This is a genomic window from Rhodanobacter sp. Root179, assembly GCF_001428465.1.
In the GTDB taxonomy this organism is placed as follows: domain Bacteria; phylum Pseudomonadota; class Gammaproteobacteria; order Xanthomonadales; family Rhodanobacteraceae; genus Rhodanobacter.
On record NZ_LMHR01000083.1, the window covers coordinates 25118 to 49118 of the forward strand.

Genomic DNA, 24001 nt, shown 5'->3' on the forward strand with positions numbered 1-24001 from the left:
GGATCCTGCCGACGACACCACGATAAGGTCCGGCAATGCGAATACAGCCAAGCAAGATGTCGGCCAGATCGCCTCATCGCTTTCACGAATAAACAGAGGCGGGGAATGGCTGGGGCGAGCATTGGGGGGCGGGCACGGCTCGTCGGTGCCTCCATAGCGCTTCGCGATCACCAGCGGCAGGCCACGACCGCCCTATAAGGCCGTGCCGCCACACGACGCCCTGCGGAAACCCGCTGGTATATGACACTCTTGAAGGTCGAAATCCTCCGGAAGACATCGCCCGCCAACGGGGAGATGTTCGTCAGTAATCGCGCACATCCAGCAGCATGAAACAGCGGGCGCTGTAGTCGCCGCCCTGCGGCCATGCCACCTCGTTCAACGCCAGCGTTCCGGCCGTCCACAGTTCATTGTCGAGCAGGGCTTCGCAGCGCGAATCGCCGTTTTCAGCGTGACTGTGCACCAGCCGAAGCCAGTGCAGTTCGGGGGTCAGCGCTTCGCGTTTCAGGGCAGCCTCGATCGATGCCAGTGCGTCGAGCGGCATGTCGGCGACGTCCGCACCGCGCACGCTGAACGGGCCGATGAAGACGTCCCAGCTGCGCACGCCGATCTCCCACGCGGTGATCTGCATGCGGCGGTCGTCGGTGACGTACCAGCAGGCGGCCAGCAACAGGTGGAACACGTTCTGCTCGAAGGTCTTCAGCGCATCGCGACAGCCCGCTTCGCCGCCGCCGAGGCCGGCGAAGCTTTCCTCGATGCGCCGTTCCTCGCCCAGCACCACGTCGACATCGAGCCGACCCGGTTCACCCGCCACGCCCTCGTGCCAGTCGGCGCGAATCGCGGGGAAGTCGCCGTCGGTGACCAGCCAGCCGTCTTCGTCGGCCTCTAGTTCGACGTCGTGTCGCTCGAACAGGCGAAGCAGGTATTTCTGCAGTGCTGCACTATCCATCATCGTTCCCGCACGTCGGTGTTGTCGGTCGAAGGCAATTCGCGCCAGGTCAGGTACACGCGCAGGTCGAACTCCAGTTGGTGATAGTCCGGCAGCATGTAGGTGCACAGCTGGTAGAACGCCTTGTTGTGGTCCAGCTCCTTCAGGTGCGCCAGTTCGTGCACCACGATCATCTGCAGGAATTCCGGCGCGGCGGCCTTGAACAAGCTGGCCACGCGGATCTCCTTCTTCGCCTTCAGCCTGCCGCCCTGCACGCGCGAGATCGCAGTGTGCAGGCCCAGCGCGTTGCGCAGCACGTCGAGCCTGGCGTCGTACAGCACCTTGTCGATGCCCGGCGCGTTCTTCAGGTGCTGCTGCTTAAGCGCAGCCACGTACGCGTACAGCGCCTTGTCGCTCTGCACCTCGTGGCGATCGGGATAACGCTTCGCCAGGTGCTCGCCCAGGCGCTCCTGCGCGATCAGCTCGCGCACCTTGTCCTGCAAGGTGACGGGATAAGCCTGGAGGTACTTGAGCGGTGCCATGCTGCGTATTCTCGCACTGCGCCGCACCGCGCGCCGTACAGCGGAGATGATCCATGCACCACAGCCGACTCAGCACCCTCGTCATCGACTGCCAGGTCGACGACCTCGCCACCGCCACCGCGTTCTGGAGCGAAGCTCTGGGCAAGCCGCTCGCCAGCCCCGACCAGGACGGCGACGGCAGGTACGCGGAATTGCGCACGGCCGCGGACGAGCCGATCATCCTGCTGCAGAAGGTGGAGCACGCCAGCCGCGTGCACCTGGACATCGAAACCGACGACCTCGATGCCGAAGTGGCCCGGCTGGAACGCCTCGGCGCCCGCCGCATCGCCTTCGTGCGCGAGCGCTGGTGGGTGATGGAGGCGCCCGGCGGCCATCGTTTCTGCGTGGTGCAACCGCAGCGCGAAACGTTCGGACCGCACCTCAACCGCTGGGAATGAGCGGCTGCTACATGTCGAAGCGGTAGCTCAGCTTGACCAGCAGTTGCTCGTCGTCGCGCAAGGCGAAGCTGTTGCCGAACGCGTCAGCGGTGTTGCGGGCGTAGCCGTCCAGCGCGTAGCCGCCGCGGCCATAGACCACGTACAGGTAGGACAGCGGGGCCAGCTCGTAGCGGTAACGGATCTGCAGGCCGAGGTTGCGCACGCTGAAATCGTCGACCGGCTCGTCGCTGGCCACCGCGCGGCCGTTTGCGCCGACGCGATAGCCGCCGCGCAGGCGTGCATCCAGGCCGATCGCCTGCAGCTTCACGCGCAATTCCTGGCGCGGGTCGATGGCCCAGTCGAAGCCGGCATCGAGCTGCAGCGTGTGCTCGTCGAAGCGGCCGATCAGGTTGTCGTGCTGCCACACCAGCCAGTCCGGCAGATGCTCGTAGTAGGGGCCGGCGTAGACGCTGAACGCGTCGCTGATGAAATAGGTGGGAATGAACTTGATGTCGTAGCCGAACTGGCGGTTGCCGCCGAGGCCGCCACTGACCACCTCCGCTTCCAGCTTGAACGCCCAGTCGCCGTGGCGTGGGCTGACCCGCTCATAGGCCAGGTCGATGCTGGGCGGCAGGAACAGCGCGCCATGGCCCCGCGTCAGCAGGTCGTCCCAGCCTGCGCTGTTGGCGTTGAGCTGCACCACTTCGGTGGCGCCGTTGCGCAGGTTGCTGTTGCGGCTGACGCGGAACTGGCGACGCAGGCGCAGGCCGTGATCGTTGTCCAGTGCGTCGATGCGGTAGCGCCATTCCTTGGAGCTGTAGGCCGAATCGGCCGGCAACGCGGTGTAGCGCTTGCGCACTTCCCAATGGGCGTAGTTGAAGTTGTTGCGGTCGAGGTAGCCGAAATCGTTGATCTGCAACTGATCGCCGAAATGCATGCCCAGCCACTGCTGGCGCCAGCCGTCGCCCATCTCGTAGTCGGCAATGATGGTGCCGCCGCTGTCGCGGGTATGCGTGCCCGACTGCAGGATGTCGCTGCCGACCACGTTGGTAGCGATGGTCAGTTGCGGCGTCGGCCGCCAGTGGTGATCGACACCCAGCACGGTGGCCTCGCGATCCAGCCACGGCCGGTCGACCCGGGTCAGCAGCATGCCCAGGCTCTGGTCGCCAAAATCGTGGGTCAGCCGAGCGGCGCCGAAGAAGCGCCCCGCCTCGCCGTCCTCGTCGGCGGCCAGCACGCCGTAGCTGGTGGAGCCGAAACTGCCGTTGAGCTTGACCGCCGCATTGATGTCGGCGGCGCCATGGCCGTCATCCGACGGGCCGCCCACGCGGCGCGTATAGACCAGCTGGCTGTTGTCGTCGAGCAGGCTGAAATCGAAGATGCCCTGGTTCTCGGTGAAGAACGGCCGCTTGTCGCTGACATAGGTTTCGGTGGCGCCGAAGTTGACCACCAGGTCGTCGCTCTCGACCTGGCCGAAGTCCGGATTCAACGCCGCGGTGAGCTGGAACTGGCCGTTCGGCTTCCACAGGATGTCGGCGCCTTCCTGGAAGTGGCTGCGGCCGCGCACGTTGTCATACAGCCCGGACAGGTAAGGCGTGACGGCGAACAGCGACTGGCTGTAGTGCGGCACCTCGATCTGCCTGAATTCGGACAGGAAGCGCGGCAGCGTGAAACTGGCCACCGGCCAGCCGTCGCGTTCGCCGGTCGAGCCGGTCACCCGGTCCAGATAGATCCCCAGCTTGCGCTGGCCGTCTTTCGCCGCATGCATGGGCGCGGTGTACCAGGGGATCAGGATCTCGACACTCCAGCCGGCAGCATCCTCGCTCACCGCGTGCTTCCAGTTGCCATCCCAGTCCTTGTTGAACTGGGTTTCGTTGGTGATCACCGCGTCGTTGATGCCGTCGGTGGAACTGACCACGAAGTCGTAACCGGTGCGGCCGTCACCGTTGAAGTCGACCATCACGTTGACCCGATCCACCTGGTCCTCGAAGTCGCGCTGCACGCGCTGATGCGTGCGCGGCACGCCAGGCGGCTGGTCGCAGCGGAAGGCCACCGCCAGGCCCTTCGGCGTGGCCAGGACCCAGGCTTCGGTATGCAGCGAACCGGGCTTGCCGCTGAGCGGCTGCACCTGGCGGAAATCGGTGATGTGCCGCGCACCTTTCCATTCGTCCGGCTGGATATGTCCATCGATATCGACGGCCAGTGCCGGCGCGGAAACTGCGGCCAGCGAAAACAGCAACAGGCATGCCACGCGCATGTGGGAACTTCCATGAGGTCTGGCGCAGGATCGCGCCTGGGCGAACGAGGCACTCGTCACCCGGGGATAGATGCACAGCTTGCCGTCAGCGTTTAAACGGGTCGACGGCCATTGGTCATTGCATGACTTGTGGCAGGTCGTCCGCGGCGGATCAGCGCCGGCGTCCCCACAGCGCATGCCGCAACAGCATCGCCAGCAACAGCACGACGGTGAACGCAGCGTAGCCATACAGCGCCGGCAGCACCTGCTGCCAGATCGCGCCGCTGGCGCGGCCGAAGCCGTCGACCGTGGGCAGCTCCACCCGATCGAAGCCGATCACCGCGCACTGCGCCGCGGCGATCAGCGCCAGCACGACGGCGGCGACGTCGAAGAACCGTCGCGCGGCCACGCGCGGCAGACTCTTCGGATAAGCCCAGTAGCCCCAGCACAGAATCAGCAGCCAGGGGGTCAACAGCAGGATGGCGAGGTAACGCATGGTTCGATCTCCGTGGGCCTGGATTGCCGCGCCTCAGTCCTGCGCGGCGAGCTGATCCAGCGCCTCGCGCAACGAGGCCAGCGCTTCGTCACGTGCCTGTTCGTCGCGGCAATCCGGCGTGCTGGCCACCGTCGCGCCGTCGAGCTCCAGGTCCACGCTCAGCGACCGGACCTGCAGCACGGCGGCACCGGCACCGAGCGCCCTAATCTGCTTCTGCAGCGCGCCGGCCGCCTTCGGATCGGCAAACGATTTCGACAGCAGCAGCTCCTCGCCTTCCGCGGAAAACAGGCGGAAGCGGAAGCCGCCATCGGCATCGCGGAAGCTGGCGAAGCGGGGCATTTTCCCCTGCTTCGGCGTGGCCTTCGATCCGATGGCCGGCGCAGGCGCGGTGGTCATGGCACGCAGACCAAGCACCTCGCGCAGTGCCGCCAGTTTCGGCGTGGCGATCGCCCGCGCCTTCTGCGCACCCTGCCGCAGGATCGTCTCGATCGCGGCCGGGTCGGCCATCAGTGCTTCATAGCGTTCGCGCATCGGCGCCACGTCGGTCTCGATGCGCTCGTACAGCACCTGCTTGGCCTCGCCCCAGCTGATGCCATCGAGCAGGGCCTGGCGGAACGCCGCGGTTTCGGTCTGGCTGGCGAACGCCCGGAAGATGGTGAACAGGGCGCAGTCGTCCGGATCCTTTGGCTCGCCGGGCAGGCGCGAGTCGGTGACGATGCGCATGATCGCCTCGCGCAATTGCTTCTTGCCGCCGGCAAACAGCGGGATCGTGTTGTCGTAACTCTTCGACATCTTGCGGCCATCCAGGCCCGGCAAGGTGGCCACCTGCTCCTCGATCAACGCCTCGGGCAGCACGAAGAAGTCATGCCCGTGCAGATGGTTGAAGCGCTGGCCAAGATCGCGCGCCATCTCGATGTGCTGGATCTGGTCGCGGCCCACCGGCACCTGGTTCGCATCGAACGCCAGGATGTCCGCCGCCATCAGCACCGGATACATGTACAGACCCGCGGTGATACCCGCATCGACGTCCTCGCCCGCGGCCGTGTTCCTGTCCACCGCGGCCTTGTAGGCATGCGCGCGGTTGAGCATGCCCTTGGAGGCGATGCAGGTGAGGAACCAGGTCAGCTCGGGAATTTCCGGGATGTCCGACTGGCGATAGAAGGTGACCCGTGCCGGGTCGAGTCCCGCCGCCAGCCACGTCGCGGCGATCTCCAGCCGCGAACGCTCGATGCGTCCCGCATCGTGGCTCTTGATCAGCGCGTGGTAGTCGGCCATGAAGTAGAACGCATCCACATCATCGCGCCGACTGGCCGCCACGGCCGGGCGGATCGCCCCCACGTAATTGCCAAGATGCGGCGTGCCGGTGGTGGTGATGCCGGTAAGAACTCGGGTATTCATGCTGCGTCGCGCGAGGAAAACGCCAGTCTACGACATCCGGTAGAGCGGCTCGACAGACCCAATCGCCGCCTTGTCAAAAAAATCACAAACGCCAGTCCAGATTCTGTCGGACACCACCACACCGGGAACCCAGCCGATGAGCGGAAAATTCGCCCTGTTTGCCGGCAAGAACGGCGAAACCTACTTCAACCTGAAAGCCGGCAACGGCGAAACCATCCTCAGGAGCGAGGGTTACAAGGACAAGGCCAGCGCGCGCAACGGCATCGAATCCGTGCGCAAGAACGCCCCCGATCCGGCTCGCTACGAGAAGAAGACCTCGACCAACGGCAAGTTCCACTTCAACCTGAAGGCCGCCAACCACCAGGTCATCGGCAGCAGCGAGATGTACGAAAGCGAGCGCTCGCGCGATGCCGGCATCGCCTCGGTGGCGGCAAACGCGCCGGAGGCCAAGGTCATCGAGGAGTAGGCGATTCGGCGTGGCTCTTCGCGAGTCCCGCCGATTTCCGGCGACGCCGAATCAGCGGATCAGCGTGGACTTGCCGAACAGCGACTCGACCAGGTCCACGGCCAGCTTGGCGGTGGCGTTGCGCTTGTCGAACGCGGGGTTCAGTTCGACGATGTCCAGTGACGCCATCCGCCCGGTGTCGGCGATCATCTCCATGCACAACTGCGCCTCGCGGTAATTCGGTCCGCCGCGTACGGTGGTGCCGACGCCGGGCGCAATGCTGGGGTCGAGGAAGTCGACGTCGAAGCTCACGTGGAGATGGGTGTTTTGGTCCATGCCGGACAGGGCTTCCTCCATCACCCGCTTCATGCCCACTTCGTCGATATGCCGCATGTCGTGGACCTGCATGTTGGCGCCGCGCACCAGCCGCTTCTCGCCTTCATCGACCGAGCGGATGCCGATGTAGCGAAACACGTCCGGCGTGGTCGACGGCACGACTCCGCCCAGACCGGTCAGCTCGGCCGGGCCGGTGCCGCACAGGCAGGCCACCGGCATGCCGTGGATGTTGCCGGTGGGCGTGGCTTCGGCGGTATTGAAGTCGGTGTGCGCATCCAGCCACAGCACCCGCAACTGCTTGCCCTCGTCATGGCAATGACGCGCCACGGCCGAGATCGAACCGATCGCCAGACAATGATCGCCGCCGAGCATGATCGGCATGCGCCCCGCCTGCAGCTCCTGATGAACAGCCGTATGGACGGCCGTATTCCAGGCCACCACTTCGTCCAGATGACGATAGCCCTGCTCGGGCGGCAGCCACGGGTTGAGCGGACCCTGCAGGTTGCCGCGATCGATGACCTTGAGTCCGCGACGTTCCAGCCGGCTGGCCAGATTGGCCACGCGCAGGGCTTCGGGTCCCATTCCGGCACCGCGATGGCCGGCGCCGATGTCGGTCGGCACGCCAATCAATGAAACGGTCTGCTTGTCCACGTTCGCCTGCTCCTGCATGCCTGGGGGCGACTGCGCCGTTGTCCGGGCGCGCACCATTGATGTGGGTGAGGCGGAGAGCAACGGGTCTGAGGCAACCGGCCCGGATGTGTCGCCAGCATCCCCGTGTGCAGAACTTTCGCAGCGAAAAGACTCCACCTATCCGGTGAAGTCTACCGGAATGGCTGGATTGACGCCGCAGCCCGGGCCGCGAAAGTGGCCTGGGAAGACGCACAGACCATCACGGCAGCAGGTTGCAGCCGTGCTGATGGCGCGACCACCCGGTGGTACCGCGCAGGAAACCTGGCTCAGTGCTTCTGCCGGCTCGCGGTGTAATCGCAACTGCCGGTGCGCTGACCGGCATAGGTCATGTCCATGACCATGGCTTGACCGTTCATGTTGCTGTCGGCGTGCATGCTGCCCTTGATGTCGCCACCGGGCAGCAACTCGAACTGCGCGTCACCGGTCATCCGTGGCGGATTGCCGCCGCAGACCACGTGATAGCTGATCACGTTGCCCTGCTGATGGTATTTGCTCACAACGCAGTCCTTCTGCTGCTGGAGCATCGAGCGCATGTCGTGATCCTTCGACGTGCATACATTCTGGTTGACCGTGCGGGCCGGCATGTCGCCCAGGCCGGCCATCTGCATCTTCATGGTGATGCTCATCTTCATCATGTTGCCGGAGTCGGACTGGGCGGCCGTCGTCGGGGCAATCACGCAGAACACGCCAAGGGCAGCGAACCGCAGCATCGGAAAAGACGACATCGGAATTCCCCGGCAATGGTTGAGGAGACGCAGCACGACAAACGGATGCTGCCATGTCCGTTGTGGTCGCATGTCGCCCGACGCGTCAGCCAGCGCAAAGCCGGCTCCGCGCCGCTCACGGCGAACAACCCGTTATCGCCCTTCGAATCCAGTCAGACCAGAAACGAATGCCGGATCAGCCTGCCTCGGCCTGGCGGCTGCGTGCCAGTTCATCTTCGCGACGTGACCGCGCAGACGAGCACCAGCACACCAGATCCGCACCCTCACGCGCCACCAGAACCCGGTGGCGGGAGTCGTGCAAGAGTTTCCCCATCAGCATCCCTGCAAACAGCGACACTCCACGCCAGAAGGCGGAATGTACGATCAGCGTTTGCATTTGATTGTCCCGGACTGCCCCTGTGCAGCCTCGAGCCAGATCCTAGCAAGATTTCACGTTGCATGCACATTCGAACGAACGCTGATTTCTATTCGGAAATTGGCACGAAACGTGCCTGAAATCATGACGCCAGGAACACCTGTCGCGGCCGTCGGATTTGCCCAACCGCCTGGTGGTCAGGCCGCCTGCTGCAATGCATTCGGGCGAGCGTAATGGACCAGCGAGATGGTGAATTCGGAGCAGGCCATCTCCACGCTTACCGGCTGCCCGGAGTTGGCGTGCTTCTCTCTGGCCAGACCCCGCGCCAGCCGAATCGCGTGCGCCAGACGCAACCTGTCGTAGAGCACTGCCTCGCCGCTGCAGATACGCCACAGGCCATGACTGGCCTCCCTGATCGTCAACACAGTCCGCATCGCCTCACCCTCCCGCCAGGCCGGCTCGGCGCAGTCACTGTCTCCCCCGTGACAGTGGTGATGTGCTTCCGGCAGGCGACCAGTGTGGGCAAGCTGCCGGGGGGAAGATGTCGGCGCCGGCCTACGGGTGGTGTGCGCCACCGGCGCGCCGGAACAGCGCCGATCGCCATGTCACCCGGACGCACGCAGCCCTTCCCCCTCCGCAACGGGAACGCGGCCGTAACTGGCAAGGATCACTGGCTCGGAGTACTCGCCCCGATCGACGTCGGCGCTCTGCGCATAGACGAGGACGCCTTCACATTCGCAGGCCAGTTGCTCGCCACGGCTAAGCGCCAGTTGCTGCAGTCCGTGGAGAATCGGCTTGTCTGCCACCATCTCACCACTGGCGTCGTGATAGCCCTGCACCACATAAAGCATTCCCATGTGCTGTCCTCGCATGCTCCTCAAGCCTGTAGCGTGGAGAAGGTCAGGTGGAGGAATCGCGATGATCGCGTAAAGCCGATGTGGAAGATTCGGCAGGCCGCCGGCTATGCGGTGGGCGGAGCGGCGGCGGGTTGCGAACTGCCGCACGCTCGATTGGCCCGGGCTTGGCGAGGCCCACAAACAACAGGGGCACCCCGAAGGAACGCCCCTGTTGTCCGCATGTGCTGGTGCCGGCAGCAGGAGTCGAACCCGCGACCTACTGATTACAAATCAGTTGCTCTACCAACTGAGCTATGCCGGCGAAGCGCAGGATTCTAGCAGGCTGCGCCGCATGGCGCGTTCAGAAACAACCGGTGCTGTGCGAGGCGATCCCGCTGGCGGAGACCCGGCTGCGCCAGTCGAAGCTGCCACCATCGGCGACGACCAGGTCCAGCCAGTATTCCGGCACGCTTTCACTGCGCTCGGTCATGCGTGGCGAGAAGCCCGCCGCGGTGACTTCATCGCGACGCTTGCGGGCATTCGCCGGGTCCTTGAACAGGCCCAGCGAGATGGTATTGGGCTGGTCGCCGGAGCTGACCACGAAGTAGTCATTGATGTTGCGGGCGGACAGCTGTCGTGCCACCGCCAACGCCTGGGCGCGGCTGCCGGCCGCCGGCAGGTAGACCCACCAGCCACTGGTCTGGGTGGCCTGCTCCTGGCGCGAACGCATGCGCGTCGCCTGGCCAGCCAGCGCCTGGCGCGCATTGCGCAGATCCTGGGGGGTCGCGAACGGGCCCAGCGCCACGCAGCTGTAGCTGAGATTGCGGGGGCTGGGCACGCCGCCAGACACCGTGGCCGCCGGGGCCACCACCGGTGTGGTGGCGGGCATTTCCGACAACAGACGCAACTCGGTCACGCCCGGCTCGGTCGGCAAGCCGCCCCGGGCATAGGGCTGGCCCAGCAGCAGCCAGGCGCCCACCGCGATATTGAGTGCGGTCAGCAGTACGAACAGCAATCGCAGGAACATCCAGCCTCCATCACCGGCAACCCGACACGGCCCGGTTCATTGTTGCGCCACAGCCCAGACCGCCAAGCCGCGCAGCACGCCATCCTGGCTGAGCCGGGCCGGCAGCGACAGCAGCGGCAGCAGGATCGGTGCGTCCCCGCCGCCCAGGACAAGTTCGGGTACGGTACCAAGCCGCGCCGCCGCGCGCGAAGCAAACCGTTCCACCAGCGCAGCGGCAGCCTGCCAGCAACCGGAGGCGACCGCGTCGGCGGTATTGTCGGCCAGCTCGACGATGGCACCGGGGTGCTCCGGCCTGATCCGTGCAGTGGCTTCGAACAGCGATTGCTGCATCAACTGCGGGCCGGGCGCGATCAGGCCGCCCAGATGTCGCCCTTCGGCATCGAGCGCATCCAGCGTCAGCGCCGTACCGACGCTGGCCAGCACATGCGGCCCCTGACCCGCCGCGCGCGCCGCTACCATCACCAGGAAGCGGTCCACGCCCAGGCGTTGCGGTTCGGCGTATGCGTTGCGCACCCCGCAGGCCTGCGCGGGCGTGCGCATCCAGTTCACGGAAAGTCCGGACAGCCGCCGGACCACCGCGGCCACCTGTTCCTCGCGGGAAACGTCGACCACCGAGGCCCCGATCACCTGGCTCGGCGCGGGCAGCTGCGCCCACGCTGTCGCCAGGGTGGCGGCGACATCCACGCGCCAGTCCACGGCTCCCTCCGCCAGCCATTCGCCTGATGGAGCCTGCCACGCCCATTTCAGCCGCGTATTGCCCAGGTCCAGCAGCAGCCTCATGCGCGACGCACCGTGACATCGGCGCTGTCGACCCGCCTGATGCTGCCGTCGTCGAGGCGAACCTGCAGCGCGCCGCGGGCGTCCACGCCCGCACCGACGCCACGGAAAGCCTCCAGCGCGCCACTGAGTTGCAGCGACTGGTCGCGCAACAGGTCGTATCGCGCATAGTCCGTCCCGAACGCGGCGAAACCGTCGCGCTCGAATTCCCGCAAACCCTCGACCAGGGCCGTGATCAGGGTCGCCACCAGCAGGTTGCGATCCGGCGGCATGCCGCCGCCAAGCTCGGCCAGATCGGCCACTGGCTGGCCGGCCTGCTCGCGCAGGGCCGGGGTCAGGCGCAGGTTGAGGCCGATCCCGATGATCGCCGCGCAAGGGCCCTGGTATTCGCCGCTGAGCTCGATCAGGATGCCGCCCAGCTTGCCGCCGGGCCCATCGTTGCGCTTGCCGGGAGCCACCAGCAGGTCGTTGGGCCATTTCAGGCCGGCACCGTCGATGCCGAGTTTTTCCAGCGCGCGCAGGGCGATCACGCCGACGGCCAGCGACAGCCCGGTGAGCGCGGCAAAACCCGCGTCGAAACGCTTGAGGCAGGACAGGTAGATGTTCATCCCGGGCGGGGAGAGCCATTCGCGGCCACGCCGGCCGCGACCGGCGTGCTGGGTTTCGGCCAGCACCACGCTGAAATCCCCCGCCGTCGCAAGGCGACGTTGCAGTTCGCTGGAGGTGGAATCGAGTTCCCAGTGCACGTCCAGCGCAGTCAGCGCCGACGCGGCGCTCGCGGGCAGCAGGGCCCGGATGCGCGCCGCATCCAGCATCTGCAACGGCCAGGGCAGGCAATACCCCGCGGCACCACGCGCCTCGACCGGAACGCCGCGGCGGCGCAAGGCCTCCACCTGCTTCCAGATCGCCGCACGGGTGACGCCGGCCGCCACGGCCAGCGCTTCGCCGGACAGTGGCTCCCCGGCGGCAAGCAGGGCCAGCAGTTGCGCAGGCTGCATCAGCGCAGCCCCGCAAAGAGGGCGATGCGACAGTGACGGGTATCGCGGGGCAGGAGGCGGAACAGGTTTGGCATCGGCGGATTCTAGCCCGGGCGGGCCGCCGTACGGGCCCACCGGCGGGCCGGCCGCCGTCGGGCGGTCCACAGCACTGGCATGGCCGCAGCGTTTCTGAGACGATCCGGGGTCTTCGCTGCGAGTCAGGGAGTTTGATCGCCATGCGTGCCGTTCACTGGTTGGTTGGTTGCGCCTTGTGCATTGCCGGGATCGGCGGTGCCAGTGCGGCGAGTATGGATTCCCAGGACCTGGACAGTTCCTCGCGCACCCTGGTCGACAGCGCCTCCGCGCACGACGGCAATACCGCCAGTGGCGGCGATGCCGCGGGCCTGAACCACGACTGCCCCCCGGCAAGCAGCAGCGACAACGCCGAACCGGCGTCCGGCAATGGTCGTTCCGGCGGCTCATCGTCCGCACCGACACCCTCCCGCCGGCCGCATCTGGGCTGGCAATCGCTGCTGCCTGGGTCGATCCAGTAAGCGCTCGGCGTCATGCCGGGACATTGGTTGCAGACACTGTGGGCGCGTTTCGAGCCCGCTCCGATCGCAGATCCGCTGTGGCGACGCGGATTGAGTGCCTGCCCGCTGGCCCGCGGACTTGATCCGGAACGGCAGCAAAGGCTGCGCCAGCTGTCCACCCTGTTCCTGGCACGCAAGCAATTCCACGCGCTGGCGGGCGCGGTGCTGGACGACTATTGGCGCCTGCTGATTGCCATGCAGGCCTGCCTGCCGGCCCTGCAGCAGGGCACGGGCAGCCTGCGTGGCTGGCGCGAAGTGCTGATCTATCCGGGCGAGTTCAAGGTGCGCCGGAATCACCACGACGATCGCAGCGGGATCGCCGGCGATGGCGGGGAGGCCCATGCCGGCGACGCGTGGGAACGTGGCCCGCTGGTACTGTCGCTGGCCGATGTGCAACTGGACCTGGAACAACCCTGGGACGGCTACAACGTCGTCGTGCATGAAATGGCGCACAAGCTGGACATGCTCGACGGCCCGCCCGACGGCGTGCCGCCGCTGGTGGACATTCCCCGGCGACGCTGGATCCAGCAATTCCAGCTGGCCTACGACCGCCTGGTCGCCATGCCGCCGGACAGTTGCGAAAGCCCGATCGATCACTACGCCACCGAAAGCGTCGCCGAATATTTCGCCGTGGTCAGCGAGATGCACTACTCGCGTCCGGCCCTGCTGCGCGAAGCCGAACCCGCGATCGCCGAACTGCTGCAGGCCTACTACGGCCGCTCGCCCGCCGAAGGCAGCGAACGCTGAGCCGGGCCGCTCAGGTCGCGGCCAGGCTCACGCTGAAACGGGCACCGCCGAACTCCGGCGAACGATCGACCACCAGCTCGCCCTGATAGGCATGGATGATGTCCTGCACGATCGACAGGCCGATGCCGTGGCCCTGCACCCGTTCGTCGCCACGCACGCCACGCTGCAGCACCTTCTCGATGTTGTCCGCGGCGATGCCGGGGCCGTCGTCTTCCACGCTGAGCAGCAGGCCCGAGCGCTGCCGTCCCGCCTCGTGGCGCATCCTGACCACCAGCAACACGCGATGGCCGGCCCACTTGAACGCGTTCTCGAGCAGGTTGCCCATCAGCTCCAGCAGGTCACCCTGCTCGCCGTAGAACACCGCACCGTCCTCGATGTCGAATTCGCACAGGACATTCTTGGCCGCGTAGACCTTCTCCAGGCCCTGCACCAGATCCTCGGCGTGCCCGGCGATCGGCACCGCGCTGGCGAAGGTCTGCCGGCCGGAGGTGGCCGCGCGCGACAGTTGGTAGGCGACCAGCTCGTTCATCCGTCGCACCTGGTCGAGCACGCTGTTGCGCCGTGCCGCGTCGTCCTCGCCGTTGGCCGATTCCAGTTGCGAGCGGATCACCGCCAGCGGCGTCTTCAGGCTGTGTGCCAGGTCGGCCAGGGTGTGCCGGTAGCGCGTGCGCTGCTCGCGCTCGTTGGTGATGAACGCATTGATGCGCTCGGTCAGGCCGGTCAGCTCCAGCGGGTACTGGCTGTCCAGCTGCTCGCTGTCGCCGCGCTCGACCCGGCTCATGTCGCTGGCCACCTTGCGCAACGGGGTGAGGCTCCAGCGCAGCAGCAACAGCTGCAGCACGATCAGCATCACGCCCAGGATCGACAGCCAGATCACCAGGGTGTGGCGGAACACCGCGTTCTCGCCCTCCAGCTGGTCTTCGGTCTGCGCCACCATCACGGTGAGCCGCACGGATTTCTTGTCCAGCGTGTCGAACGCCACGCCGTAGCTGTAGTAGTACAACCGCCCCATGCGCGTGTCGATCGGACCGACGAACACGCTCTGGCCCGGCTCCAGCGGCTTCAGGAAGGTGAAGTCGCGGCCGATCGCCGAGGAGGACTCCCAGTGGTAGCCGTTGTCGCCCAGGGCCACCGCATACAGGCCCGAGCCCGGACGCGAGAAATTCGGGTTCGGCGCGGTTTCCGGCTCCAGCAGCTTGCCGTACCGGTTGACGTCGGTACTGGTGATGTAGGCAATCGCGAAATTCTCGAGCCGATCCTGCAGCCCGCGCAGCGCGCGCGCCTTGGTGGTCTGGGTCAGGGTCAGCCCGACCAGGCCGAGGAAGCCGGCCAGCACGAAACTGGTGGCGATCGCCGCACGCGCTGCCAGGGACAGCGGACCGTGCGACGACCCACGCTCATTCGTCGTCGCCGTCGGTGCGCGGGATGGCAAAGCGGTATCCGCGTCCACGTACCGTCTCGATGGGTTTGAGGGTGCCTTCCGGATCGAGCTTGCGCCGCAACCGGCCGATGAACACTTCGAGCACGTTGGAATCGCGGTCGAAGTCCTGCTGGTAGATGTGCTCGGTGAGGTCGGCCTTGGAGACCAGCTCGCCCGCATGCAGCATCAGGTATTCCAGCACCTTGTATTCGTAGCTGGTGAGATCGACCAGCTTGCCTTCCACCGTCACCGTCTGTGCGGTGGTGTCCAGCTTGATCATGCCGCAGGCCAGGATCGGCTTGGACCAGCCGCTGGCACGGCGCACCAGCGCGTTGATGCGCGCCAGCAGCTCCTCGACGTGGAACGGCTTGACCAGGTAATCGTCGGCGCCGTACTTGAGCCCCTCGACCTTGTCCTGCCAGCTGCCGCGCGCGGTCAGGATCAGGATCGGATAACGCTGGCCGTGTTCGCGCAACGCCTTGACCAGTTCCATGCCGGACATCTTGGGCAGGCCCAGGTCGATGATCGCCAGGTCGAACGGCACCTCGCGGCCGAGGTAGATGCCCTCTTCGCCATCCTGCGCCGCATCGACGGCGAACCCGTCCCGTTTCAGGCGTGCCGCCAGCGTCTCGCGCAACGGCGCCTCGTCCTCTACCAACAGGATGCGCATATCAGCGTTTCTCCTTGCGACCCGCGTTCTTGGCGGGCGGATTCTTGATTGACTGGGCCGATGGGGGATTCTTGCCCGATTCGGACGAGACCACCACCACCTTGACGTGTCCCTGCGGCGTGAGCACCTTGATCCGGTACTCCTGCCGACGCCCGACCCCGCGCTGCTCGGCCGACAGGATCTTGCCACCCGTATCCTGTTGCACCTTGACCACCGCCTGATCCAGCGTCACCGCCGCCGACTGGGCCGCGACCACACCGGCCGCACCCACGCACAGCGATATCAGCAGAGCGGTGATGAAGTTTTTGTGCCCCGTCATGCGCGAAGTTCCCGTCTGGTTGCTGCCTGGACGCCCAGACTAGGCAATCAGGGCTGAATACTGACCGGATGGACGACGCCTGTCACGCCGCCGCACACGGCAGCGCAGCCCGCTCCAGCAGTTCCCAGCCCGCGCCGGGCAGGTGGGCGCCTTCGCTGATCGTGCGGCGGAACGCGCGGGCGCCCGGCTCGCCCTGGTACAGGCCAAGCAGGTGCCGGCTGATGTGCTTCAACGCGGTACCCCGGGCCAGCTCGGCCTCGACGTAGGGACGCAGGTGCTCCAGCACGCTCTCGCGGCTGGGCAGCGGTTCGCCATGCAGCTCGTGCTCGATCTGCGCCAGCAGGTAGGGATCGTGGTAGGCGGCCCGACCCAGCATCACCCCGTCCAGCTGCGCCAGGTGCCCGCGCACCTGCGCCACGCTGGTGATGCCGCCGTTGATCACCACCACCAGTTGGGGGAACTCGCGCTTGAGCCGGTACACCCGCTCGTAGTCCAGCGGCGGTACCTCGCGGTTTTCCTTCGGTGACAGGCCTTTCAGCCAGGCCTTGCGCGCATGCACCACCAGCACCTCGACACCGGCGCCCAGCATCTGTTCGGTAAAGTGCTGCAGGCCGGCGTAGTCGTCCTGGTCGTCCACCCCGATGCGGCACTTCACCGTGACCGGAATGCCGACCGCATCGCGCATCGCCCTGACGCAATCGGCGACCAGCGCCGGCTCGTACATCAGGCAGGCGCCGAAGCGGCCGGACTGCACCCGGTCCGACGGGCAGCCGACGTTGAGGTTGATCTCGTCATAACCCGCCTCGGCGCCGAAGCGGGCGGCCTGCGCCAGCTCCCGCGGATCGCCGCCACCCAGCTGCAGGGCCACCGGGTGCTCCTGCTGGCTGTGCTCCAGCAGGCGCAACTGGCGGCCACGGACCAGCGCCGCGCTGGTCACCATTTCGGTATACAGCCGCGAACGCGGCGACAGCAGCCGGTGGAAATAGCGGCAGTGCCGATCGGTCCAGTCCATCATCGGCGCCACGCTGAGGCGCCATGGCAAGGCAAAAGCAGGGTCATTCATGCGCCTAGTGTACGTGCTGGCGACGGCCAGCCCGGCGCGCCGCGGTACGTCGCCGGCCTGGCGTCAGCGCAGGGGCGAAGTGCCGGCCCGTCGTTCCAGGCCGTACAGCGCCTCGCCGTCAGGCAACGGATCGCGGCGCAGCAGTCCCGCGCTCACCAGCTCATCGAGCACCTGCTCGATGCGCCGGCGGCCGGTCTCCAGCCGTTGCCGCGGCAGCCACCAGCTGACGATGCCGCACAAGGTATCCGCCGCCTGCGGGTGTGAACGCAGGTAGGCGAGTACCTCGCGCCTCACCTCGGCATCGTCCTGCATGGCCGTTCAATGTGCCGTGCCAAAACCGGCGAAGTATCTCTTGAACGCCCCGATCTCCATCGCGAACACGCCGTCGTTGTCCTTCAGCGTGATCGGTCGCCACCAGCTCACGTCGTACATGGAAATCGTGGCGTCCAGCACGCTGCTGGTCGCCTCGGTGCTGCCCCAGGGATTGCGCAGCACGATCCAGCGCCGGCAGTCGCGATAGGCCCAGCCCAGCACCGTGTAGCAGTGCGAGCCGACGATGTGCGCGCTGGAATAATCCACGTGGTCGGGCGCGGCATCGCCGGTCGAGTAGGTCCACGCCGTCATCGGATTGAAGGTGCGGTACGACAGGCAGTTGGAGCGCAGCAGGTGCCACAGGTCGTCGGCGCTGCGGCTGGCCGTGTCGTAGTAGTGGCGCGCGCCGCCGTTGAGCTGGGCCGTGGCCCACACGCAGTCGCCCCAGGCGGTCTGCGTGATGTCGGGCATGTCGCTGGAGGTCCCCGTCTTCAGCTTGGCGTAGGCCTTCTCGTAGACGGCCGGCCATGACTCGCCCGCTTCCCTGGAGCGGCAGTAGATCGGGTAGCCGGACGCGGTCAGCGGCACCGCCTCGGTGACCTCGATCGACTTGTCCAGCGCACCGCCCGAGTCGGGCTTGCAGAAGTTGATCTGGTCATTGAACTGGGTCTGGCTGGTTCCGGTTGCCCGGGTCAGGTGCGCAATCCGGAACGGCGTTGCCCAGGCGATCGCCGAGAGCGCCGCGATGTAATAGCAGTTGGCCACAGCGCCCTGGACCGGGTCGAAGAACTCGGCGGTCTCGTGGAAGAACTCGCCCGAGGTGGCCCAGTGTGCACCCGGTGGCGTCCAGCCCTGGATCGCGTTGAGCACGATCTTCGGATCGAAGGTGATCGAACGGACGATGTCCGCCGACAGGGAGCGACCCAACACCAGCGCGCGCACGGCCGGCGGCAGGCTCAGCGAAACGCGCAGGCGCGAATAGCGTGACAGGTCGCCGCACAGGATCGGCCAGTCGAGGATGGACTTGAGCTCGGGCACCCGCGCCATCTCGGCCAGCGTCGTGTACTGGTCGAGGCTGGCCAGCCCGCCCGCCTCGGCGTCGTTGCCGTCCCGGGGCAGCTGCACATCCAGCAGCGGCGAGCGCTCGCGCACCAGGTTGAGCTGCTTGTCCAGGGCCAGGCCCACGTAGAGCGGACCGCCGTACTTGGGATCGAACAGCTCCTCGTACGGCGTGGCCAGCACCTGCTCCAGCACGCTGGCGGGGTCGGGTATGGCATTCCATGGAATCGGCTGGCCGGAAACCAGGTCGGCCAGCGCATACGGATTGATCACCGCGCAGTTCTGGCCCTGCGCTCCCGTCGACACGGTTGCCCGTGATGCGACGTCTTTCGCGGCCGACGGTTTCGGCGCCGACGATTTCGGGCTCGATGTTTTCGCTGTGGAAGTTCTTGACGTGGCCATGTCCCTCTCCTTTCAGTGGTTGTCGACGCATCCGCGTCGCGATTCATTCGCTTGCTGCATCCGGGTGGCAAGCAAACTTGCCGAGAACCCGTCCGCTGGATTTACGGGTGCGCGACAACGCCCCGCTCGGCGAGTGCAAAAGCGATCAATGCGGGGGCATCGGGCCCCAGTCGCTGGTACCCGTCGGTCACCTTGCGGTACACACCAAGACTCGCGGCGAAGGCCGCGTTCACGCAGGTACCCGCCAGCTCCGCCGGACTGAAATCACGCTGGTAGGACCCGGCCACCTTGATGTAAGGCGTGGTGGTGGTCGGCGCGCTGACCGCCGCCACTTCGACATAAGGTGCCAGTGTGGTGGCCGACGCCAGAGTGTTCGATCCGCGCTTGATGCCAAAAGCAAACACGGCATGCTGGTTGGGATGGGCTGCCTGGTACTGCACATGCACCAGATCGCCCGCGTGATAGCGCAGGAACCCGCAGTCGTCGCTGGCCGCCACGCCGCCGATGCTGGGCTGCGGCAGAGTGGCGCTCACATAATTGTTGTCCACATGTACGCGCAGCACGTAAGCACCGCCCGCTTCCTCGGCAGCGGTGGACAGACGAGTGGTGCTGCCATCGGCATTGCGCGCCAGGAAACGGAAGCTGCCCGCCCCCGGCATGACCTGATTGCCGTCGGAATCGAACACCTCGATCTTGACCTCGAAGACACCGGCATCGTCGATGACGTTGCCAGTCGACAGCGGAGGCGCGGCAAGCAGGGTGTTCCAGCTCGCCGCCACTTCGCTCAGATTGCCGCTGATCCATTCGCGCGTGACGACAGTAGTCGGATCGGTATCGAGCGTTGGCGGGGTTTGCGGTTTGAACTTGAACAGGCTGCTGTGCGGGCCAGGCGTGAACGGGCCAACGGAATAACTTTGGTAGGTCGGCAGTCGGTCCGAATACTCCATCCGGTAGCCACGTGCCAGCGACGCGCTGATCGGCGTCCAGCTCGGATCGGCAGCACCAGTGTTCGGCGTGCCGCTCAGGCGGCGGTAGGCATAGCGGTAGTATTTGATCCCGCTGGACGGAATGAAGTACGAGTCGTCGTGGATGAAGTTCAGCGTGCCGCCGAACGGAGCGTTGTAGAGCCAGCCCAGCGAGGTCCCGGTCTGGTAGTCGAGCATGCCGTCGGGCCGCACCCATCCGGCCGGCGCCGCCGGCGCGCCGGGCGGAATGCCCCAGATCGGCGCGTTGGCGATAGCGTACGGCAGCATGAACAGGGTGACCCCGGGCGGAACGTCGTACGGCGGTTCCTCGCAGGCCACGGCGCCCGGCAGGTTGATCACGACTTCCGAGCCGCAGGGATAATTCCAGTGCGTGCCGCAACCGATCGAGGGGCGGTACACCGTGGTCCAGACACCGCCCTGGAACTGCTCGACCCAGAAGTACAGGTCGGGCTGGTCGGCACAGTCGTGGAAAATCAGCGCCGCAAAGCGCCCGTCGCTGTCGGCATCGATCGTGGTCAGCGCATCGACCCGGAAGTAGCCCCACAGATAGGTGAGATCGCACAGGTGGATGGCGATGATGCTGGCCAGCCCGAGCAGCTGACGGCGGGCCTGCCCGGCCGACTGTGCTGCGGTTAGTGCCGCCGCGTGCAGGGCCAGGGTCTCCGCGTCGGTCGAAGCCGGCGCCTGCGGCAGCGGCGATTCCGCGGCGGCGGGACGTGCGGCACTGCGCGTCATGATCGGCCCGGCCAGCGGGCCGGGATCGGGGATCGGCGGAAACGGCAGCGGCCGCAACTGCAGCTTGTGCAGCAGGTCGTCGCGCAGGCGCAGGATCTCCGGGTCGGGCAGCTTCTCGATCACCAACCGGATGCGATCGACCTCGCAGACATGCACGCGGGCATGACAGACCGGCAATTCCCTGGCGCTGCCATCGGGGAGGTTGAAGCGCTTGACCAGCCGGCCCCGCACGTAGCACAGGCACCAGTGCGGAAAGATGTAGGTCGGCAGCTTCAGCTGAAGCACCGGCTTGTCCAGCAGCAGGCGGGTGGATTTTGCGTAGCCGCCCATCCGCTTCAAGGCTGCCGCGGTCGGCACCGGCTGGCCTTTCTCCGTGGGTGGACCGAGGATCAGCTCGACCATCTGGCCGTCCATTTCGGCGGGCAGCTCGATCACGGCAGCGCCGTCTTTCAACGGCGCCTGGCCCAGCGCGGCTCCCTGGCGATTGAAGGCATAGGCCTGCAGTGCCGGCACTTCGCCCTGGTCGCTGAATTCGACCTTGATCTGCAGGCGGGCGGACTTTTCGGATTTCATGGCAAGACTCCTGAATTGAGGGGTGCGGCTTGATGGTTGATATCCGCGACGAACCACCGCTCCGGCACGCACGCCCGGCTGCCATGCAAGCGGATGCCGGCGGGGTGCCTGTTGCGACTGGGGTGGTTGTCCGTTGCGACAGAGGGCGTTCGAAGCTGGCCCGAAGAACCGTTCGTGATTACGTGGTGCCGCTTTCGGCAACCGGACAGCAGCGGTATTCCTGCGCCTTGTCCAGCAACTCGATCTGCCGCTTGAGCAATTGGTTCTGCAGGTCGAGCCGGACGATTTCGAGCTGGGTCTTCTTCTGCAGCTCGGGCTCGCAGATGTTGCAGTCGTCGAAACAGCCCTTGACGATGACGCCGGCGGTCGGCAACGAGGTGTCACGCGTGTACTCGAACTGCGTGCGCGCATCGGCGGCAAACCCGCCGGTCTTGGGATCGAGCAGCTTGCGTTCGACCAGTTGCTTGTCCACCTCGGCCAGCGCGGCCTTGCGCACATCGTCCGGCAAGGGGGTCTGCACATTCACCGGCACCGAAAGTGCCGCCAGGTTGAAGCGCGACTGCAATGTGGCCGGGGCAGCGCCGGCCTGCGCCTGCAACGCCTCGCTTTGCAGCCCGCGGCTCTCGATATCGAGTCGCTTGGCATTCATCGCCGGCACTTCCTGCGGCATCACCGCCACCGCACCCTTGGCGCAGATGGGGTTGGCCAGCAACGGCGCCGGCGCCACCGGATCAAGCACCCGACGTTCGATCGCCACCAGCTCGAACGACAGCGTCTCGATCTTGTTGATGCGGTAGAACAGGAAGGTCAGCGCGTGGCAGGCATTGGGATTGGCGAACTCGCGCGACGAGGCCTCGTACTGGTCTTCCGTCTCGCCCTGCTGATGGGCGCGCGTGGACACCTCGCCCACGGACATCGAGTGCGCCTTGCGCGTGGATTCCACCGACAGGTTGTCGGCCATGCGGGCCTGCGCCGAATGCTGCTGGAGATATTCGAAGGTCGATTCGGCGTTGTGGCTGCCGTGGGCGTTGGCATCGGCGCTGGCGGACATGAAGCCGATCGAGCCGCTGGCGTCGCCGTGGAAATCCCACGAGCCCTGGTCGGTGTTGCGCGTCGAGCCATTGTCCTGGCTGTTCTGGTCCGACATGAACGAGCGCAGCGAAGACATGCGGTATTGCTCCTCCGACATCTGCTCGCTGCGGTAGCTGAGATTCGACTCGCTGTCGAAGCTGAAGCGACTGCGCCGGTCGGTGGTGGCCAGCCTTACCTTCTCGCCCGGGAGCAAGGTGGTGGTGTAGACGACATCGCCCAGGGCCATGGGCCCGGAACAGCGCTTGAAGCGCGTATGCAGGATGACTTCGACATTGACCTGCTGGCCGCTGCGCGTGCGTATCGTGGTGGGAAACAGCAGGCGGCGACGCATGTCCATCACGTCGCACACCGGCTGGGTGTCGAGGTTCGGGCAGCAGGGAATGTCCTTGTACTTGTTCAACGGGGTGGCGGGGGTGGCCATGACGATCTCCTTTCGTTCCGGATGACAGGTTCGCGTCGGAACGCAGGCTGTTTCGCCGCCGGTTCCGTGCTCGAGGGGAACCTACGCAACGAACATGCCAATGGCAGGAGGTCGCCAAACGGGCTGCCGCAACGGATCGGAACCGTGGTGCCGGAACGACCGGGTCAGGACAAACCCGTTTCGACAACGCACCCGGGGAAAACTTGACCCACGCAGGAACGCGACGGCGCGCGACATGCGTGCCGCTCAGTCGGGGCGAAACTGCCTGGTCTCGATGCCGTTCTTGAGCAGCAGCTTGCCGAGCTGGCGGCGCTCGGTGCCGGACAGGCGGGCGGCGGCGCTGATGTTGCCGCAGGCCTGCTGCATCAGCCGGGTGAGGTAGTCCAGTTCGAACTGGCGGATGGCATGCAGCTTGGCCGCGGCGAATGCCAGGTCCGGTTCATGCGCACGCCGGCGCGGGGCCGCCGCGATACCCGCGAATGCCGGTTCGACCGCGCGCAACTGGGCCAGTCCGATGACCGCCTCTTCGCTGCCCATGTAGGCGCGCAGCGCCATGTGGTCCAGTTCGCGCACATTGCCCGGCCACGCGTGCGCCATCATCGCCTCGATGGCGTCGTCGCCCCAGCACCTGGCCGGGCCCTGCAGCCGCCGCGCCACGTCGTCCAGGAAATGCCGGGCCAGCATGGCCACATCGTCGCCACGCTCGCGCAGGGGAGGCAGCCGCAGGTACAGCGCATTCAGCCGGTAATGCAGGTCGCGGCGGAAGCGTCCGGCTGCCACCTGTCGTTCCAGGCTGGCGTTGGTGGCGGCGATGATGCGGGCATCGGAGACGCGCGCCGCGCCACCGCCGACCGGCCGGTATTCGTTGTCCTGCAGGAAGCGCAGCAGGGTCACCTGGCCCTTGTCCGACAGCGCGTCGACCTCGTCCAGGAACAGGGTGCCGCCACGCGCGTGATCGACCAGCCCGGGCTGGGCCTGCTTGGCGTCGGTGAAAGCGCCGCGACCATGTCCGAACAGTTCGTTCTCGATCAGGCTGTCGGGGATTGCGCCGCAGTTGACCGGCACGAAGGGATGGTCGCGGCGGGCGCTGGCATAGTGGATTTCGCGGGCCGCCAGCTCCTTGCCGGTGCCGGTCTCGCCCTCGATCAACACCTGCACGTCGCAGCCGGCGTAGCGCTGCAGCTGCGCCCGCACGGCCTGGATAGCCCTGGATTGGCCGAGCATCACCGGCATCACCCGCCCCCGCATTCACCAAAGAGAACCCTGGCACGCCATCCCGGCATGCCGCGAAGTCCCCCTGGTATCCATCATGGTCCGGCCCTGGCCCACGACCAGCGGCGACGATGCGACAAGCGGGCCGTCGCCGCTGCCGTCCCGGGAGGCCGTTGTCTGTAGTACCTGCGCCCTGGACGCTGTAGTACATCGCCT

At 66.4% G+C, this 24001-nt stretch carries 26 protein-coding genes and 1 tRNA gene; 4 read left to right on the plus strand and 23 right to left on the minus strand.

All coding sequences use genetic code 11. The features are described 5' to 3' along the window. Nucleotides 1-301: 301 nt before the first annotated feature. Together ASD82_RS12150 and ASD82_RS12155 are read right to left on the minus strand one after the other, a co-directional pair. A complete protein-coding gene (locus tag ASD82_RS12150; protein WP_056718089.1) occupies nt 302-946 on the minus strand; it encodes a DUF6348 family protein in 645 nt (214 codons plus the stop codon). Next, the gene (locus tag ASD82_RS12155) at nt 946-1467 is read right to left on the minus strand and encodes a M48 family metallopeptidase (RefSeq protein ID WP_056718090.1); all 522 of its coding nucleotides are present in this window, start codon (nt 1465-1467) and stop codon (nt 946-948) included. The genes ASD82_RS12150 and ASD82_RS12155 overlap by 1 nt, the downstream gene beginning before the upstream one ends. A 53-nt stretch (nt 1468-1520) precedes the next feature. Between ASD82_RS12155 and ASD82_RS12160 the strand changes: the two genes are divergently transcribed. Beyond that, a complete protein-coding gene (locus ASD82_RS12160) occupies nt 1521-1904 on the plus strand; it encodes a VOC family protein (protein WP_056718091.1) in 384 nt (127 codons plus the stop codon). A gap of 7 nt (nt 1905-1911) precedes the next feature. On the opposite strand, the gene ASD82_RS12165 is transcribed toward ASD82_RS12160, so the two are convergent. From ASD82_RS12165 to ASD82_RS12175, 3 genes are all read right to left on the minus strand, one after another. Continuing rightward, nucleotides 1912-4140, minus strand: coding sequence for a DUF5916 domain-containing protein (locus ASD82_RS12165; protein WP_056718092.1), 2229 nt, complete (start codon nt 4138-4140; stop codon nt 1912-1914). Between the two features lie 151 nt (nt 4141-4291). Continuing rightward, entirely contained in the window at nt 4292-4615 is a 324-nt protein-coding gene (locus tag ASD82_RS12170) for a hypothetical protein (RefSeq protein WP_056718093.1), read from the minus strand. A 33-nt stretch (nt 4616-4648) separates the two neighbouring features. Further along, entirely contained in the window at nt 4649-6013 is a 1365-nt protein-coding gene (locus ASD82_RS12175) for a tryptophan--tRNA ligase (RefSeq protein WP_056718094.1), read from the minus strand. Between the two features lie 136 nt (nt 6014-6149). On the opposite strand from ASD82_RS12175, the gene ASD82_RS12180 reads away from it, so the two are divergent. Further along, the gene (locus ASD82_RS12180) at nt 6150-6479 is read left to right on the plus strand and encodes a YegP family protein (protein ID WP_056718095.1); all 330 of its coding nucleotides are present in this window, start codon (nt 6150-6152) and stop codon (nt 6477-6479) included. A gap of 51 nt (nt 6480-6530) precedes the next feature. On the opposite strand, the gene rocF is transcribed toward ASD82_RS12180, so the two are convergent. The 9 genes from rocF to ASD82_RS12220 form a co-directional block, all read right to left on the minus strand. Continuing rightward, complete coding sequence (rocF, locus tag ASD82_RS12185; protein ID WP_056718096.1) at nt 6531-7463, minus strand: arginase; 933 nt, start codon at nt 7461-7463, stop codon at nt 6531-6533. Nucleotides 7464-7750: 287 nt separating this feature from the next. Continuing rightward, on the minus strand, nt 7751-8209 hold the full coding sequence (locus ASD82_RS12190; RefSeq protein WP_056718097.1) for a DUF3617 family protein: 459 nt from the start codon (nt 8207-8209) through the stop codon (nt 7751-7753). 175 nt (nt 8210-8384) lie between these two features. Next, nucleotides 8385-8585, minus strand: coding sequence for a hypothetical protein (locus tag ASD82_RS17780; protein ID WP_157599258.1), 201 nt, complete (start codon nt 8583-8585; stop codon nt 8385-8387). Between the two features lie 176 nt (nt 8586-8761). Then, nucleotides 8762-8998, minus strand: a complete 237-nt coding sequence (locus ASD82_RS12195) for a hypothetical protein (protein ID WP_056718098.1) — start codon at nt 8996-8998, stop codon at nt 8762-8764. 171 nt (nt 8999-9169) lie between these two features. Further along, nucleotides 9170-9421, minus strand: coding sequence for a hypothetical protein (locus ASD82_RS12200; protein ID WP_056718099.1), 252 nt, complete (start codon nt 9419-9421; stop codon nt 9170-9172). Nucleotides 9422-9646: 225 nt separating this feature from the next. Continuing rightward, nucleotides 9647-9722, minus strand: a tRNA-Thr gene (locus tag ASD82_RS12205). 39 nt (nt 9723-9761) lie between these two features. After that, nucleotides 9762-10427: an SPOR domain-containing protein gene (locus ASD82_RS12210; RefSeq protein WP_056718100.1), complete on the minus strand. Its 666-nt coding sequence runs from the start codon at nt 10425-10427 to the stop codon at nt 9762-9764. 36 nt (nt 10428-10463) lie between these two features. Beyond that, the gene (locus tag ASD82_RS12215) at nt 10464-11207 is read right to left on the minus strand and encodes a type III pantothenate kinase (protein WP_056718101.1); all 744 of its coding nucleotides are present in this window, start codon (nt 11205-11207) and stop codon (nt 10464-10466) included. Next, complete coding sequence (locus ASD82_RS12220; RefSeq protein WP_056718102.1) at nt 11204-12202, minus strand: biotin--[acetyl-CoA-carboxylase] ligase; 999 nt, start codon at nt 12200-12202, stop codon at nt 11204-11206. Before ASD82_RS12220 ends, ASD82_RS12215 begins: the two co-directional genes overlap by 4 nt. A gap of 287 nt (nt 12203-12489) precedes the next feature. On the opposite strand from ASD82_RS12220, the gene ASD82_RS12225 reads away from it, so the two are divergent. Then, nucleotides 12490-12735: a hypothetical protein gene (locus ASD82_RS12225; RefSeq protein WP_235577807.1), complete on the plus strand. Its 246-nt coding sequence runs from the start codon at nt 12490-12492 to the stop codon at nt 12733-12735. A 27-nt stretch (nt 12736-12762) separates the two neighbouring features. After that, nucleotides 12763-13521, plus strand: a complete 759-nt coding sequence (locus ASD82_RS12230) for a M90 family metallopeptidase (protein ID WP_235580701.1) — start codon at nt 12763-12765, stop codon at nt 13519-13521. A 10-nt stretch (nt 13522-13531) separates the two neighbouring features. On the opposite strand, the gene ASD82_RS12235 is transcribed toward ASD82_RS12230, so the two are convergent. From ASD82_RS12235 to ASD82_RS12275, 9 genes are all read right to left on the minus strand, one after another. After that, on the minus strand, nt 13532-14953 hold the full coding sequence (locus ASD82_RS12235) for an ATP-binding protein (RefSeq protein WP_056718105.1): 1422 nt from the start codon (nt 14951-14953) through the stop codon (nt 13532-13534). After that, the gene (locus ASD82_RS12240) at nt 14919-15611 is read right to left on the minus strand and encodes a response regulator transcription factor (protein WP_056391729.1); all 693 of its coding nucleotides are present in this window, start codon (nt 15609-15611) and stop codon (nt 14919-14921) included. The genes ASD82_RS12235 and ASD82_RS12240 overlap by 35 nt, the downstream gene beginning before the upstream one ends. A gap of 1 nt (nt 15612) precedes the next feature. Then, on the minus strand, nt 15613-15930 hold the full coding sequence (locus tag ASD82_RS12245; RefSeq protein ID WP_056718106.1) for a hypothetical protein: 318 nt from the start codon (nt 15928-15930) through the stop codon (nt 15613-15615). An 82-nt stretch (nt 15931-16012) separates the two neighbouring features. After that, nucleotides 16013-16993: a tRNA dihydrouridine(20/20a) synthase DusA gene (gene dusA / locus ASD82_RS12250; protein ID WP_056718107.1), complete on the minus strand. Its 981-nt coding sequence runs from the start codon at nt 16991-16993 to the stop codon at nt 16013-16015. Between the two features lie 63 nt (nt 16994-17056). Further along, nucleotides 17057-17305, minus strand: a complete 249-nt coding sequence (locus tag ASD82_RS12255) for a hypothetical protein (protein ID WP_056718108.1) — start codon at nt 17303-17305, stop codon at nt 17057-17059. A gap of 6 nt (nt 17306-17311) precedes the next feature. Then, a complete protein-coding gene (locus ASD82_RS12260; protein ID WP_056718109.1) occupies nt 17312-18670 on the minus strand; it encodes a C2 family cysteine protease in 1359 nt (452 codons plus the stop codon). A gap of 197 nt (nt 18671-18867) precedes the next feature. Next, on the minus strand, nt 18868-21060 hold the full coding sequence (locus ASD82_RS12265) for a hypothetical protein (protein ID WP_056718110.1): 2193 nt from the start codon (nt 21058-21060) through the stop codon (nt 18868-18870). A gap of 178 nt (nt 21061-21238) precedes the next feature. Next, nucleotides 21239-22573, minus strand: a complete 1335-nt coding sequence (locus ASD82_RS12270; protein WP_056718111.1) for a hypothetical protein — start codon at nt 22571-22573, stop codon at nt 21239-21241. A gap of 246 nt (nt 22574-22819) precedes the next feature. Next, a complete protein-coding gene (locus tag ASD82_RS12275) occupies nt 22820-23797 on the minus strand; it encodes a sigma-54 dependent transcriptional regulator (protein WP_235580702.1) in 978 nt (325 codons plus the stop codon). Nucleotides 23798-24001 lie beyond the last annotated feature (204 nt).